This is a genomic window from Micromonospora yangpuensis (assembly GCF_900091615.1).
Lineage (GTDB): Bacteria > Actinomycetota > Actinomycetes > Mycobacteriales > Micromonosporaceae > Micromonospora > Micromonospora yangpuensis.
The window spans coordinates 3,372,383-3,385,892 of the sequence record NZ_FMIA01000002.1; the positions used below are offsets into that span (position 1 = coordinate 3,372,383).

At 71.3% G+C, this 13,510-nt stretch carries 11 protein-coding genes; 10 read left to right on the forward strand and 1 reads right to left on the reverse strand.

Annotation, left to right across the window (positions count from 1 at the left end; all coding sequences use genetic code 11):
* Positions 1–19 precede the first annotated feature (19 nt).
* The 3 genes from GA0070617_RS15170 to GA0070617_RS15180 are packed head-to-tail and all read left to right on the forward strand — an operon-like array spanning position 20 to position 3,134.
* Positions 20–817 carry an IclR family transcriptional regulator gene (locus GA0070617_RS15170; protein ID WP_229688357.1) on the forward strand — a complete coding sequence of 266 codons (798 nt, stop codon included), beginning with the start codon at positions 20–22 and terminating at the stop codon, positions 815–817.
* A gap of 42 nt (positions 818–859) precedes the next feature.
* On the forward strand, positions 860–2,242 hold the full coding sequence (locus tag GA0070617_RS15175) for a phenylacetate--CoA ligase family protein (RefSeq protein WP_091438095.1): 1,383 nt from the start codon (positions 860–862) through the stop codon (positions 2,240–2,242).
* 34 nt (positions 2,243–2,276) lie between these two features.
* Positions 2,277–3,134 (forward strand): amidohydrolase family protein, encoded by an 858-nt coding sequence (locus GA0070617_RS15180; RefSeq protein ID WP_091438098.1) that lies wholly within the window; start codon positions 2,277–2,279, stop codon positions 3,132–3,134.
* A gap of 15 nt (positions 3,135–3,149) precedes the next feature.
* Here GA0070617_RS15180 and GA0070617_RS15185 read toward each other — a convergent pair whose 3' ends face one another.
* On the reverse strand, positions 3,150–4,334 hold the full coding sequence (locus GA0070617_RS15185; RefSeq protein ID WP_139135677.1) for an MFS transporter: 1,185 nt from the start codon (positions 4,332–4,334) through the stop codon (positions 3,150–3,152).
* 337 nt (positions 4,335–4,671) lie between these two features.
* On the opposite strand from GA0070617_RS15185, the gene GA0070617_RS15190 reads away from it, so the two are divergent.
* The 7 genes from GA0070617_RS15190 to GA0070617_RS15220 all read left to right on the forward strand — a co-directional run bounded on the left by GA0070617_RS15190 (position 4,672) and on the right by GA0070617_RS15220 (position 13,402).
* Positions 4,672–6,108, forward strand: coding sequence for an ABC transporter substrate-binding protein (locus tag GA0070617_RS15190; protein WP_175440545.1), 1,437 nt, complete (start codon positions 4,672–4,674; stop codon positions 6,106–6,108).
* Positions 6,109–6,121: 13 nt separating this feature from the next.
* On the forward strand, positions 6,122–7,051 hold the full coding sequence (locus GA0070617_RS15195) for an ABC transporter permease (RefSeq protein WP_091438108.1): 930 nt from the start codon (positions 6,122–6,124) through the stop codon (positions 7,049–7,051).
* A complete protein-coding gene (locus GA0070617_RS15200) occupies positions 7,048–7,965 on the forward strand; it encodes an ABC transporter permease (RefSeq protein WP_091438111.1) in 918 nt (305 codons plus the stop codon). The genes GA0070617_RS15195 and GA0070617_RS15200 overlap by 4 nt, the downstream gene beginning before the upstream one ends.
* Positions 7,952–9,865 carry a dipeptide ABC transporter ATP-binding protein gene (locus GA0070617_RS15205; RefSeq protein ID WP_091438114.1) on the forward strand — a complete coding sequence of 638 codons (1,914 nt, stop codon included), beginning with the start codon at positions 7,952–7,954 and terminating at the stop codon, positions 9,863–9,865. The genes GA0070617_RS15200 and GA0070617_RS15205 overlap by 14 nt, the downstream gene beginning before the upstream one ends.
* On the forward strand, positions 9,835–10,437 hold the full coding sequence (locus GA0070617_RS15210) for a cysteine hydrolase family protein (protein WP_175440546.1): 603 nt from the start codon (positions 9,835–9,837) through the stop codon (positions 10,435–10,437). The genes GA0070617_RS15205 and GA0070617_RS15210 overlap by 31 nt, the downstream gene beginning before the upstream one ends.
* Positions 10,438–11,265: 828 nt before the next feature.
* A complete protein-coding gene (locus tag GA0070617_RS15215; protein ID WP_091438122.1) occupies positions 11,266–12,642 on the forward strand; it encodes an MFS transporter in 1,377 nt (458 codons plus the stop codon).
* Positions 12,635–13,402: a MerR family transcriptional regulator gene (locus GA0070617_RS15220; RefSeq protein WP_139135678.1), complete on the forward strand. Its 768-nt coding sequence runs from the start codon at positions 12,635–12,637 to the stop codon at positions 13,400–13,402. The genes GA0070617_RS15215 and GA0070617_RS15220 overlap by 8 nt, the downstream gene beginning before the upstream one ends.
* Positions 13,403–13,510 lie beyond the last annotated feature (108 nt).

Consider the following 13,510-nt stretch of genomic DNA (forward strand, 5'->3'; position numbering starts at 1 on the left):
GGTCGTGGAGGGGCTTCCAGTGAGCGACACCAGCAAGACGATTCTCACCGTGGGTCGGGCGATGGACGTGCTGACGCTCTTCACCGAGCGCAACGAGTCGACCCTCGGGGTCACCGAGATCTCCAAGGCGCTCGGGTTGTCCAAGGCGGTGGTGCACCGGATCCTGTCGACCCTGCTGGAGAAGGACTTCATCCAGATCGAGGCACAGACCCGCCGGTACGCCCTGGGTCCGGCGGCGTTGAAGCTCGGCCTGACCTACCTGGACGGCATCGACGTACGCCGGCTGGCCCAGCCGATCCTGCACGAGCTGGTGGCGGCCACCCAGGAGACCTCCACGCTCTCCATCCGCAGCGGCTGGACCCGGGTCTACATCGACCAGGAGACCCCGTCGACCGACATCCGGATGTCGGTGCAGCTGGGCCACCCCTACCCGCTGCACGCGGGCTCGTCGTCCAAGGCGCTGCTGGCCTTCCTCGACCCCGACGAGCAGGAGGCGTACCTGTCCAGCGGGCCGCTGCAGCGACGCACCCCGAGCACCATCACCGACCCCGACGAGCTGCGCACGGAGCTGCGGCTGGTCCGGGAACGGGGCTACGCCCGCTCGCTGGGCGAGCGGCAGGAGGACGCCGCGTCGGTGGCCGCCCCGGTCTTCGACCACCGGGGTACGCCGATCGCCGCGGTGAGCGTCTGCGGGCCGCTCAAGCGCTTCGAGCCGAAGATCGACGCCGCCGCGCAGGCGCTGCTGGAGGCGGTACGCAAGCTCTCGGCCCAGCTGGGTCACCGGGAGAACGGGACGGCGCCGCCGATCGGGCGGTGAGGCCGTAGCACGGGGGCGAGGGCCCCCGGGAAGGGATCGTCGGTGCCGGTGCACTCCACGCTCGACCTCTCGGGCGACTCGTTGCTCTACGCGGATCCCGCCGAGGTCCAACGGCTTCGTGATCCGCTCGTCGCCGAGCAGGTCCAGCTGCTCGCCCGGCACCATCCCTACTACCGGCAGGTCCTCGCCGGTGGCGACCCGGGGCAGGTGCGGGGCGTGGCCGACCTGGACCGGCTGCCGGTCACCGGCAAGCAGGACTTCCTGGCCGACCCGGAGGCGTTCCGGTTGGCCCCGCCGGACCGGCTGCCGGTGGAGGAACGGACCCTGGCGTACCTGATCTACACCACCGGCACCACCAGCGGCGCGCCCGCCCCGCTCTACATCACCACCAGCGACGACTGGGCGTACCTGCTGCACGCCCGGCGCTGTGCCCGGATGCTGGGGCTGGAGAGCACCGACGTGATCGCCAACCTGTTCCCGCTGACGCCGTTCCCGATGGGCGCGCGGATCCGGGCCGACCGGACGGCGGCGGCCGTCGGGGCCAGCATCTTCCAGGGCCACACCGGCCGGGGCAGCGCGGCGTGGCCGGTGCACCGGCGGCTGGACGAGGCGATCGACCTGGTGCTCGCGCACCGGGCCACGGTGCTCTGGGGGGTGGCCGGCTTCGTCCGCCGGGTGCTCATCCGCGCCGCCGAACGGCAGCTGCGGCTGCCCAGCGTACGGTGGTGTTTCGTCACCGGGGAGGCGACCAGCGACGCCGGCCTGGACGACCTGCGGGCCCGGTTGTCGGCGGTAGGCGCGCCGCAGGCCCGGGTGGCCAACCGGTACGGCTCCACCGAGGGCTGGAGCATGATCGCCTGCGCGGACGGGCACGGCTGGCACAACCCGACCCCGGAGCTGGTGCACCTGGCGGTGGTCGATCCGGTCACCCACCAGCCGCTTCCCGACGGGGAGACCGGGCTGCTGCTGATCAGCCACCTGCGGGCCCGGGGCACCGCCTTCCTGCGGTACGCCGTCGGCGACCTGGTGGCGCTCACCCGGCAGACCTGCCCGTCCTGTGGGCGTACCGCCGAGCGGATCGTCTCCCAGCCGGTGCGGACCAAGGACCTGGTCAAGGTCAACGGCACCCTGGTCAACCTCGGGGTGCTCGGCGACGCGCTGGTGGACCTGCCCGGCGTCGCGGAGTACCGGGTGATCCTCGACCACCGTAAGCCGGGTGACACGTTCTCCGGTGACGGCATCCTGGTGGAGTTCGCCCCGGTCGCCGGGGCCGACCCGGACCCGGTGGCCTCGGCGGTGCGCGAGCGCATCCGCGAGCTGGCCCACCTGACCCCGCAGGTACGGGTGGCCGCCGCCGACGAGATCTACGACCCGGCGGCCGACGCCAAACCCCGCCGGCTCATCGACCGGCGCCCGACCGGCTGAGCCGGCTTCCGCGCAGCACCCGAAGGAGACTCAAGTGCCCACAGGCGTGATAGACGTGGTCGTCAACCCGTACACCCCCGAGATCGTGGCCGCCCGCCCGGGCTGGAGCAAGGACTTCCTCGGTCGCAAGATCGGGGCGGGGGACCGGCTGCCCGGCGTCACCACCGAGGACTACCTGGCGAAGATGGACCGGGCCGGCATCGAGCGGTCGTTCCTGATCGCCGCGAAGCTCGGCCCGGTCACCGACGTCAACAGCTTCCACCTGCAGATCGAGGTGGTCGCCGAGATGGTGGCCGCGCACCCGGACCGGTTCAGCGGCCTGGTCGGGCTGGACCCGACCGCCGGCATGGCCGAGCTGCGGCACCTGGAACGGGCGGTCACCGAGTACGGCTTCGTCGGGGCGCACTCCTACCCGCACTGGTTCGGCCTGCCGCCGGACCACCGGCGGTACTACCCGATCTACGCCAAGTGCGCCGAGCTGGACATCCCGATCCAGCTGCAGGTGGGCCACTGCCTGCGCTACGACGACGCCCGGCCGCTGCGTAGCGTGGGCCGCCCGATCACCCTGGACACGGTGGCCTGCGAGTTCCCCGAGTTGAAGCTGGTGGGGATCCACATCGGCTGGCCGTGGACCGAGGAGATGATCGCGGTCGCCTACAAGCACCCGAACGTCTACATCGGGGTCGACGCGTACGCGCCGAAGCACTGGCCGGAGACGCTCGTGCACTTCATGAACACCTTCGGCCGGGAGAAGGTGCTCTTCGGCACCGACTACCCGGTGATCGACCCGGAGCGGGCCATGCGGGAGTTCGCCGAGCTGGGGTTGCGCGCGGAGTCGGCGGCGGCGGTGCTGCGCGACAACGCGCTGCGCCTGTACGACCTGCCGACCTGACCGACGGCCGGTGGCTCAGGCGCGGCGGCGGGTGGTCAGGTAGGCGGCGGTGGCGAGCGCGGCCACCATGGCGGCGGCGGCGATTCCGCTGACGCCGAAGGCGGCCATCGGCCCGACCGCGCCGACCAGCACCGCACCGATCACCGGACCGGTGGCCTGACCGAGGCGGGACGAGGCCGACCAGGCACCGATCAGCGCCCCCCGGCCGGTGATCTGCTGCCGGGAGACGTGGTGCAGCGCGGCGTTGTAGGCGCAGCCCACCCCGACCCCGAGCAGCAGGGTGCTGAGCACCACCACCCAGAGCGCGGGCGCGGCGGCGGCCAGCAGCAGGGCGGCGGCGCAGAGGCCCAGGCCGGCCAGGGCGGTGTACCGGTCGGCGAGCCGGCCGGCCAGCACCGCCAGCATCGCCGAGGCGGCCAGGCTGCCGATGTTGCCGAGGCCGACGAAGACGCCCCGGGCGGCCAGTGGCACCTCGAACACCCGTTCCAGGGCCAGCGGGAGCACGGCGGCGGTGGTGCCCGACATCAGCACGATGGTGACCGTGGTCAGGCAGAGGGCGCCGAGGGCGGTGCCGAGGGTGCCCTGCCGGCGCAGGTCCGGCAGGACGCGTGGGGAGCCGCCCCGGGTGGTGGCCCGGCCGGTGGTCAGGCCGAGCACCCGGATGGTCGAGGGGACCAGCAGAATCCCGACGGCGTAGGCCCAGAACGCGTTGCGTGGGTCGCCGAGGCTGGCCACGAACCCGCCGACCACCGGCCCGAGGGTGCTGGCGGTGGTCAGGACCAGGGTGTTCACCGCCAGGGCCCGTTGCCGGCCGGCGCCGGTGAAGGTCTCGGCGATCACCGTGGGCGGGATGGTCAGCAGGCCGGCGAAGCCGATCCCCTGCACCACCCGCAGGGCGACCGCGACGCCGAACGAGTCGACAAGCGCGCAGGCGGTGCCCGCGAGGACGAACAGCAGCAGGCAGAACAGTGCCATCCGGCCCCGGCCGACCCGGTCGGAGAGGCCCCCCAGCAGCACGGTCAGGGCGATCCCGGGTACCGCGATGACGCCCTGGAGCAGTCCGACGGCGGCCTCGTCGACCTGGTAGGCGGCGGCCAGTTCGGCCATCGCCGGGGCGAGCATTCCGTAGCCGGAGGAACCGACCGCGGAGAGCGCGGTCACGGCGAGCAGGGCGCCGGTGCCGGGTGGTCGAGATGACACGAAATCGATCCATTCAGCGGAACGGCGTTTCGCTGAACGTACCGCATGGGCTGCTCACGAGTCCATAACGGCACCTCAGAGCCGTTGACACTCCCGGCGAGCCGCGCTTAGTGTGCAGAAACGCTGTTCCGCTTGGCGGATCGCACAGCCTCAAATCTCTTGGAAGAGAGGTCCCGGGATGAGTCCGAAAACGGGAGTTCTCGGCCGGCTCAGGGCCCTGCGGGTGCCTGCGTTGGTCGGAGTGATGGCCCTTTTGGTCACTGCCTGTAGTTCGTCCAACGGGGATAACGAGCCCGATTCCGCCCCCGGCGAGGCGGGCGCGGAGATCGTGGTCGGGGTGGGAGTCATCAACCCCGACCTCGACGCGTTCTCCGCCACCTCCCCGCCCCGCTCCTACTACACGTACCCGGTCTGGTCGTTGCTGACCCGCGTCGACACCACCGACGAGGGTGCCGAGATCGTTCCCGGCGTCGCCGAGTCCTGGACCCGGGTCGACGACCTGACCTGGGACTTCAAGCTGCGCCCGGATCTCAAGTTCCCCAACGGCGAGCCGGTGGACGTCGCCGCGGTGATCTACTCCACCGAGTTCATGCTCGACCCGAAGAACGAGTCGGGTGTCCGCGGCAAGCTCAGCATCATCAAGACGGTCACCGCCGTCGGCGACGACACCGTCCGGATGACGATGGACGTGCCCGAGGCGATCCTGCCCCGGCTGCTCGGCGCGATGCCGATCGTGCCGCCCAAGATGCACCAGGAGATGGGGGCGAAGGCGTTCAACGTCGCGCCCATCGGCACCGGGGCCTTCATGGTGGAGAAGTTCGTGCCCGGCCAGGAACTCGTCCTGGTGCCCAACCCCAACTCGGCGCACGGCGAGCCGAAGCCCGCGAAGATCACCTTCAAGGTGATCGCCGAGGACGCCGCCCGGGTCGCCGCGCTGCGCTCCGGCGACGTGGACATCATCAGCAAGGTCCCGATCGACGCCATCAACTCGCTGCAGTCGAACAACATGAAGATCTACGACGCGGTCGAGCCCCGGACCTACACCCTGGACCTCTACACCGAGAACGGGCCGCTCAACGACAAGCGGGTCCGCCAGGCCATCGCCATGTCCCTGGACCTCGACGGTCTGGTGCAGGGCGTGATGGGCGGCAAGGGCCTGGTCGGCGAGGGACAACTGGCCCCGCAGTTCATGTCCGGCTACTGCGAGGAGGTCAAGCGCTGGCCGTTCGACCTGGCCGCCGCCAACCAGCTGATGACCGAGGCCGGGGTCTCCGGGCTGAAGCTGAAGTTCCAGACCTCCCAGGGCTTCATCCTCAACGACTCGCTGCTGGCCCAGGCCATCGGCGACATGATCGGCAAGCTGGACGCGGTCGACTCGGTGGAGATCGTGCCGATGGAGTTCTCCAACTACCTCGACGTCTACTACAACCGCACCCCGCGCGCCGACATCTTCGCCTGGGGCATGAGCAGCTCGCCGTTCGTGGACGCCTCGGTGCAGCTGGAGCGGCTGGTCAGCGACTACACGCCGCACAACATCGAGTACGCCAACCCGCAGTACGACGAGTGGTTCACCAAGCTGCGCTCGGCCGAGGAGGGCACCCCGGAACGGCAGCAGGCGGCCTGCGAGCTGTCGAAGATCTTCCGGGAGGACGTGCCGCAGGTCGCGGTGATGACCCTGCCGGACATCTGGGCCAGCGGACCGAACATCCAGGAGTTCAAGGTGGACCAGGCGGGCAACCCGGCCTGGGAGCTCATCACCCGGAGCCGGGGCTAGGGCGGAGCCGACCGTGACGAAGCTACTGCGACAGCGCCTGCTGCAACTGCTGCTGGTCATCCTCGGAATCTCGAGCCTGGTGTTCTTCCTGGTGCGGGTCTCCGGAGACCCGGTGGCGGCCATCGCCGGCACCGACGCGGACCCCGAGACCCTGGCCGCGATCCGGAGCAACCTCGGACTCGACGATCCGATCCTGCTCCAGTACGTGCGCTTCCTCGGTGACCTGTTGGTGCTCGACTTCGGCGACTCCTACCAGTACCGCAGCTCCGCGATGGGGCTGGTGCTGGACCGGTTGCCGGCCTCGGCGCTGCTGACCATCCTCGCGATGGTGATCGCGGTCGGCATCGGCGTACCGGCCGGGGTGCTCGGTGCGGTGCACCGCGACGGGTTCCTCGGCCGGGCGGTCAACGGGTTCGCCATCCTCGGGCAGAGCATCCCCAGCTTCGTCCTCGGCATCCTGCTGATCATGGTCTTCTCGGTCAGCCTGGGCGTGCTGCCCAGCTTCGGTGGGGAGGGGGTGGCCAGTCTGGTCCTGCCGGCGGTCACCCTCTCCGCCTTCATCTGCGCCCGGCAGATGCGCCTGGTGCAGGCGTACACCCTGGAGGAGCTGAGCAAGGGCTACGTCCGGACGGCGAACTCGCTGGGCTACAGCAACCGGCGGATCCGCTACCGGCACATCCTGCGCAACGTGACCGTGCCGATGCTCAGCCTGGTCGGGCTGGAGCTGGGGCAGTTCATCGCAGGGTCGGTGGTGGTCGAGTCGGTCTTCTCCTGGCCCGGCCTGGGCCGGCTGATGGTCGAGTCGGTAGCCGCCCGCGACTACCCGGTCCTGCAGGCGGGCGTCTTCGTCATCGGGGTGCTCGTCGTGCTGATCAACTTCATAGTCGACCTGCTGTACCAGGTGGTCGACCCCCGCCTCAAGTCGCAACTGGTGGCCAAATGACCACTCCGCTGATCGTCACGCCGCCGGGGCCCGGCGAACCGGCCGCCGAGGCCGTACCGGCCCCGAAGAAGGCACCCCGCCGTCGGCGGCTGCCCCGGTTCCTCGGCAGCCGGTTCGCCCTGGGTTTCCTGGTCGTCGGGGTGCTCGCCGCCATCTTCGCCCCGGCGGTGGCCCCCTTCGACCCCACCGAACAGAACCTGCTCAACCGGCTGGCCGAGCCGTCGCTGTTCGGCGGCGGCGGCGAACACCTGCTCGGCACCGACGAACTGGGCCGGGACCTGCTCAGCCGGGCCATCTACGGCGGCCGGGTCAGCTTCATGGTCGGCTTCGTCGCGGCCACCCTGGCCGGCCTGCTCGGCACCATCCTCGGCATCCTCGCCGGCTACTACCGGGGGGTGCTGGAGGCGGTCATCATGCGCCTGGTCGACGTGCTCACCGCCTTCCCGTTCCTGATCGTGGCGCTGTCGGTGGTGGCCGTCTTCGGCGCCACCCTGCCGGTGCTGATCACCATCCTGGTGTTCTGGGAATGGGTGCCCTTCACCCGGCTCGCACACGCCAAGACCCTGCACGTGGTCTCCACCGACTACTTCCGGGCGGCGGTGGCCATCGGCCGCCGGGGCACGGGCATCCTGGCCCGGCACGTGCTGCCCAACATCGCCGGCCCGCTGATCGTGGTCTGGACCTTCGTGGTGGCCCGCGCCATCGTCATCGAGTCGTCGCTGAGCTTCCTCGGCCTCGGCGTGCCACCACCCACCGCCACCTGGGGCCAGATGCTCAGCGCCAGCCGCGGCTACCTCGACACCGCCTGGTGGATTCCGCTGGTGCCCGGCGTGGCGATCACCCTGGTGGTGTTGAGCGTCAACATCGTCGGCGACTGGATGAGTGAGAGGTGGGATCCGCATGGCCGGCGCTGACGCCGTACCACTGCTGGAGGTCGACGGGCTCGACGTCGCCTTCGACACCCCCAAGGGGACGGTGCACGCCGTCCGGGGCGCCACCTGGTCGCTGCACCAGGGGGAGACCCTGGTGGTGCTCGGCGAGTCCGGCTCCGGCAAGAGCGTGTCCCTGCACGCCATCGCCGGGCTGCTGCCCAAGACCGGGCGCACCGCCGGCCGGGTCCGGTTCCAGGGCCGCGACGTGCTGGGCCTGCGCGGCGAGGAGCTGCGCCGGTTCTGCGCGGAGAACTACGGCATGGTCTTCCAGGACCCGATGAGCTCGCTCGACCCGAGCTTCACCGTCGGCGACCAGATCGCCGAGATCCTTCGGGTGCACCGGGGCGCCTCGGCCAGCGACGCCTGGGAGCGGGCGGTGGAGCTGCTCGCCCAGGTCCGCATCGACGACCCGCCCCGGCGCGCCAAGCAGTACCCGCACGAACTCTCCGGCGGCATGCGGCAACGCATCATGATCGCGATGGCGATCGCCCTGGAACCACCGCTGTTCCTGGCCGACGAGCCGACCACCGCGCTGGACACCAGCGTCCGGGGCGCGGTCCTGGAGACCATGGCCGAACTGCGCGACCGGCTCTCCATGGGCGTCGTGCTGATCACCCACGACATCGGGGTCGCCGCCGCCGTCGCCGACCGGGTCGCCGTCATGTACGCCGGCCGGGTCGTCGAGTACGGCACCGCCGAGCAGGTGCTGCACGACCCCGGCCACCCGTACACGGCGGCACTGCTGGGCTCGCTGCCCCGGCTGCGTACCCTGCGCTCGGCCCTGACCGCGATCCCCGGCAGCCCGCCGAACGCCGCGCGGACCCCGACCGGCTGCTCCTTCCACCCCCGCTGCCGGTTCGCCACCGACGAGTGCGCCACCGAGCTGCCCCTGCTGCGCCCGACCGGCTCCGGGCAGGTGGCCGCGTGCCACTGGACCGAACGCCTCACCGCCGACGGCGACCTCGGTTACTGGCGCGACGGCGGCGAACCGCTGGCCGCCGGCACCGCCGAGGACACCGACGTGTTCGTGACGGTGGAGAACCTGGTCAAGGAGTACCCGTTGGGCTCCGGCCGCAAGGCCCGCACCCTGCGGGCCGTCGACGACATCTCGTTCACCATCGCCAAGGGCACCACCCTCGGCCTGGTCGGTGAGTCCGGCTCCGGCAAGTCCACCACCGCCATGATCATGGCCGGGTTGACCACCCCGACCGCCGGCCGGGTCAGCATCGACGGGGTGGACATCGCCCGCCTCTCCGGCAAGGCGATGCGCTCGGTACGCCGCAACCTCCAGGTGGTCTTCCAGGACCCGTTCTCCTCGATGGACCCCCGGATGACCATCGGCCAGATCGTCGACGAACCACTGCTGGTACACAAGATGGGCGACCGGGCCGCCCGGCGGAAGCGGGTCACCGAGCTGCTCGACCTGGTCGGTCTGGACGCGGAGTACGCCGGCCGGTACCCGCACCAGCTCTCCGGCGGCCAGGCCCAGCGGGTCGCCATCGCCCGCGCGCTCAGCCTGGAACCGGCCCTGCTGGTGCTGGACGAGCCGGTGGCCGCCCTGGACCTGTCCATCCAGGCCCAGATCCTCAACCTGCTGCGCGACCTGCAGCAGCGGCTCGGCCTGACCTACCTGTTCATCGGCCACGACCTGGCGGCGGTAGCCTACATCTCCGACCGGGTGGCGGTAATGTCCAACGGCCAGATCGTCGAGATCGACGAGGTTGAATCGATCTACCAGCGGCCCGCCGCGGCGTACACCCGGCAGTTGCTCGACGCGGTGCTCGACCCGGAGACCGACCTCGGCCGCTACCTCAACCGCGCGGAGCCCCGACCCGACCGGAAGGAGCAGCCGTGCGAACCCTCGGTACCGGCGACACCCTGATCGTCATCGACGTGCAACGCAAGTACGTCAACTGTCAGGGGCCGCTGGCGGTGCCGGACGGTCCGGCGCTGGTCCAGCGGATCGCCCGGTTCGCCGAGGCCGCCCGGACCCGGCGCGTCCCGGTCGTCTGGGTCACCCGGGAACAACGCCCCGGGGTGTCGATGGGCACCGCCACCGAGGCCGCCTACGGGGTGGCGATGCCCGACCTGTTCCAGGGCCCCGCCGCCGAACTCGACCCCGATCTCGGCGCCCGCGACGACGAGGTACGGGTGGTCAAGCCCCGCCAGTCGGCCTTCTACGGCACCGACCTGGAGGTGGTACTGCGCACCGCCGGCACCCGCCGGGTGATCCTGGCCGGCGTCACCACCAACATCTGCGTGCAGGCCACCGCCCAGGACGCCCGTGCCCGGGACCTGGAGGTGGTGGTGCCGGCCGACCTGACCGCCGCGCTGGCGGTGACCAAGGAGGGCTTCGAACTGTCGGCGGCGGCCGTGCAACAGGCCACCCTGGCCACCCTGGCGCACGCCGTCGGCACCGTCTGCCCGTCAGCCGAACTGCTCGGCCAGCCCTGACGCCGGGGCCGACCGGACGCTTCCTGCCCGGCGGGCCACACGCTTCCTGCCGGCGTGCCGCACGCTTCCTGCCCGGCCCGTCGCAGGCTTCCTGCCTGCGTGCCGCACGCTTCCTGCCCGGCCCACAGCGTGGTGGGCCGGGCAGGAGCACCTCAGCGATCCCAGCTGAAAACGGGTACGTCTCACCTTCCGCGCTCACCATCGGTCCAGCCGTGCGAAGCACCCCGTGTCCACTGCCCTGTGTCCACCGCCCCGTGTCCACTGCCCCGTGTCCACTGCCCCGTGTCCACTGCCCCGTGTCCACTGCCCCGTGTCCACTGCCCCGTGTCCACTGCCCCGTGTCCACTGCCCCGTGTCCACTGCCCCGTGTCCACTGCCCCGTGTCCACTGCCCCGTGTCCACTGCCCCGTGTCCACTGCCCCGTGTCCACTGCCCTGTGTCCACCGCCGAGGACGTCACCGGTGAACTCCGGACCCTGCTCACCGGCGTCGAGTGGGCGCAGAGCCTGATCGCCGCTGCCGAATCGGGCAATGAGGGCATTCTGTCGGGCTGACGGCCGCCGGGTCGCCGGGTTTCCGGTCGAGGTGCGTTGATCGACTCGGTTGGGGAGAAATGGCGGGGTCCGGGGTCGGTTGATACCGCCAGATCAGCCCAACCGAGTCGATCATGGCTGGGCGCTGGGCGCTGGGCGCTGGGCGCTGGGCGCTGGGCGCTGGGCGCGGGGCGCGGGGCGCGGGGCGTGGGGCGTGGGGCGCCGGTCATCGGCGGACGGAGGCGGGCAGCGGCCGACTTGACCCCGCCCCTACGTCATGGTTCTGACTGGGGGGCATGAGGCTCATTCCCGGCGCGTATCTGGCGTCGTACCTGCTCTCCCTGCTCGGCAACTCGATCGCGGGGGTGGCCCTGCCGCTGATCGTGTTGCAGGTCACCGGCAGCATCCTCGGCACCGGCATCGTCGCCGGGGCGACCGCCGTCCCGGCGGTGCTGGCCGGCCTGCTGATGGGCGTGGTGATCGACCGGATCAACAGGCGTACCTCGTCGGTGGTGACCGATCTGGTGTCGGCGGGGGCGATCGCCGCGCTGCCGGTGATCGACCTGGTCTCGGGGTTGAGCCTGGGGTGGTTCATCCTGTTCGGGATCATCGGCTCGCTGGGCGACGTACCCGGCATGACGGCCCGGGAGACCCTGCTGCCCGCCGTCGTGCGGCACAGTGGCGTCACCCCGGAACGGCTGATCGGCCTCCGGGAGGCCCTGGGCGCGGTCGCGCTGCTGCTCGGCCCGGCCGCCGCCGGGACGCTCATGGTGCTGTTCGACGGCGCCACCGTACTGTGGATCACCGCGGCGACCTCGCTGGCGGCGGCCCTGCTGACCCTGCTGATTCCCCACCACGTAGGTGCCATCGCCACCATCGAAGGCGCGGCGACGAGCACCGACGGGGCGGCGGCCACGCATGGCGCGGCGGCGACCGACGGAGCAGCGGCGACCACCAACGGGGCGGCGGCGACCACCGACCGGGCGGCGGCGGATAGGGACGGGGCGGCGGTGGTGTCGGCCGGGACCGGCTGGGGGCAGTTGCGTGACGGCTGGCGGGTGCTGTTCCGCAGCCGGTTCCTGACCGTCGCGACGACGCTCAGCTTCGCGTCGGTGATCGTGCTTGCCGGCCTGCAGGGGCTGATCCTGCCGGTCTACTTCACTCTCGCCGACCGGCCCGGCCTGCTCGGCTTCGTGCTCACCGCCCTCGCCGCCGGCATGCTCGTCGGCGGCGCGCTGTACGCGACCGTCGGCACCCGGGGCCGGCGACGCGTCTGGTTCCTCGCCGGGCTGCTCGGCAGCACACTCGGCTTCGGGCTCATCGGCGCGCTCTCCTCGGTCTGGGTGGTGTTCGGCGGCGCGTTCGTCGTCGGGTTGGCCAGCGGACTCTTCGGCAGCCTGATCGGCGTACTGATGATCGAGCGGATTCCCGAGAAGCTGCGGGGACGGATCATGGGTACCCAGAACGCTCTGGTGACCGCCGCGCCGGCGATCGGGATCGTCGCCGCGGCCGTGGTCACCGAGTACGCGGGCGTGCGGGTCGCCGCGGTCGCGCTGACCGGGGTGTGGCTCGTCGCGTTCGTCCGCGGCCTGTTCGCGCGCTCGCTGCGTAATCTCGAACCCGAACCGGCACCGGCCGGCGACGGGGCGAAGGTGGTGGTGGCAGGTGCGTAGCGGGGAGCTGGCGCGACTCGCCGGGGTCACCGTCCGGGCGTTGCGCCACTACCACCAGGTAGGCGTCCTCGCCGAGCCCGAGCGGGGCAGTAACGGCTACCGCAGCTACGACGTGCACGACCTGATCCGGGTCGTCCGGATCAAGCGCCTGGCTTCGGTCGGGATACCACTGGAACGGATGCCGGCCCTGCTCGACGACGCGGCGGTGGACGGGGGAGAGCTGCTGGAGGTTCTGGCCGCCGAGCTGACCGGGCAGATCGACCGGCTGACCGCACAACGCGATCTCGTCCTGCGGCTGCGTGCCCAGAACGCGGCCCCGGACCTGCCCCCGGAGTTGGCCCCGTTCCTCGCGGTCTTCGCCACCGCCGGGCTGTCGCCGCACCTCGCCAGGCTCGACCGGGACCAGTCGGTGCTGCTGGCGCACCTGGTCGGCGTCGACGGGATGCCGCACCTCGAACGCTTCTACCAGCGGATCAGCACCTCCACGGCCGCGCCGGCGGTGGTCGACCTCGCCAGACGGTTCGACCGGCTCGGGCCGGACAGCACCGAGCCGGAGGTGACCGCGTTCGTCGACAGCTTCGTGGCAACCGTCCGGCCGCTGCTCGACGAACTCGCCGACGGATCGGTGCTGCACGACCTGAACGGGGCGGCGGGCCTGGTCGACGAGTACACGACGGACGTCCTGAACGAGCAACAGCGGCACGCCCTCACGAGTATCGCGGCAGTCCTCGACACGCCGGTGTCGGAGGACCGGACGTAGCCCTGCGCTCGCGACTGTCGTCCCAACCTCGGATCGACAGACCCTGGCTGCCGTCTCCCGGTGCGGTCAGGGTGATGGGGCACCCCCGTTCGACGTCTATCCGGGGAG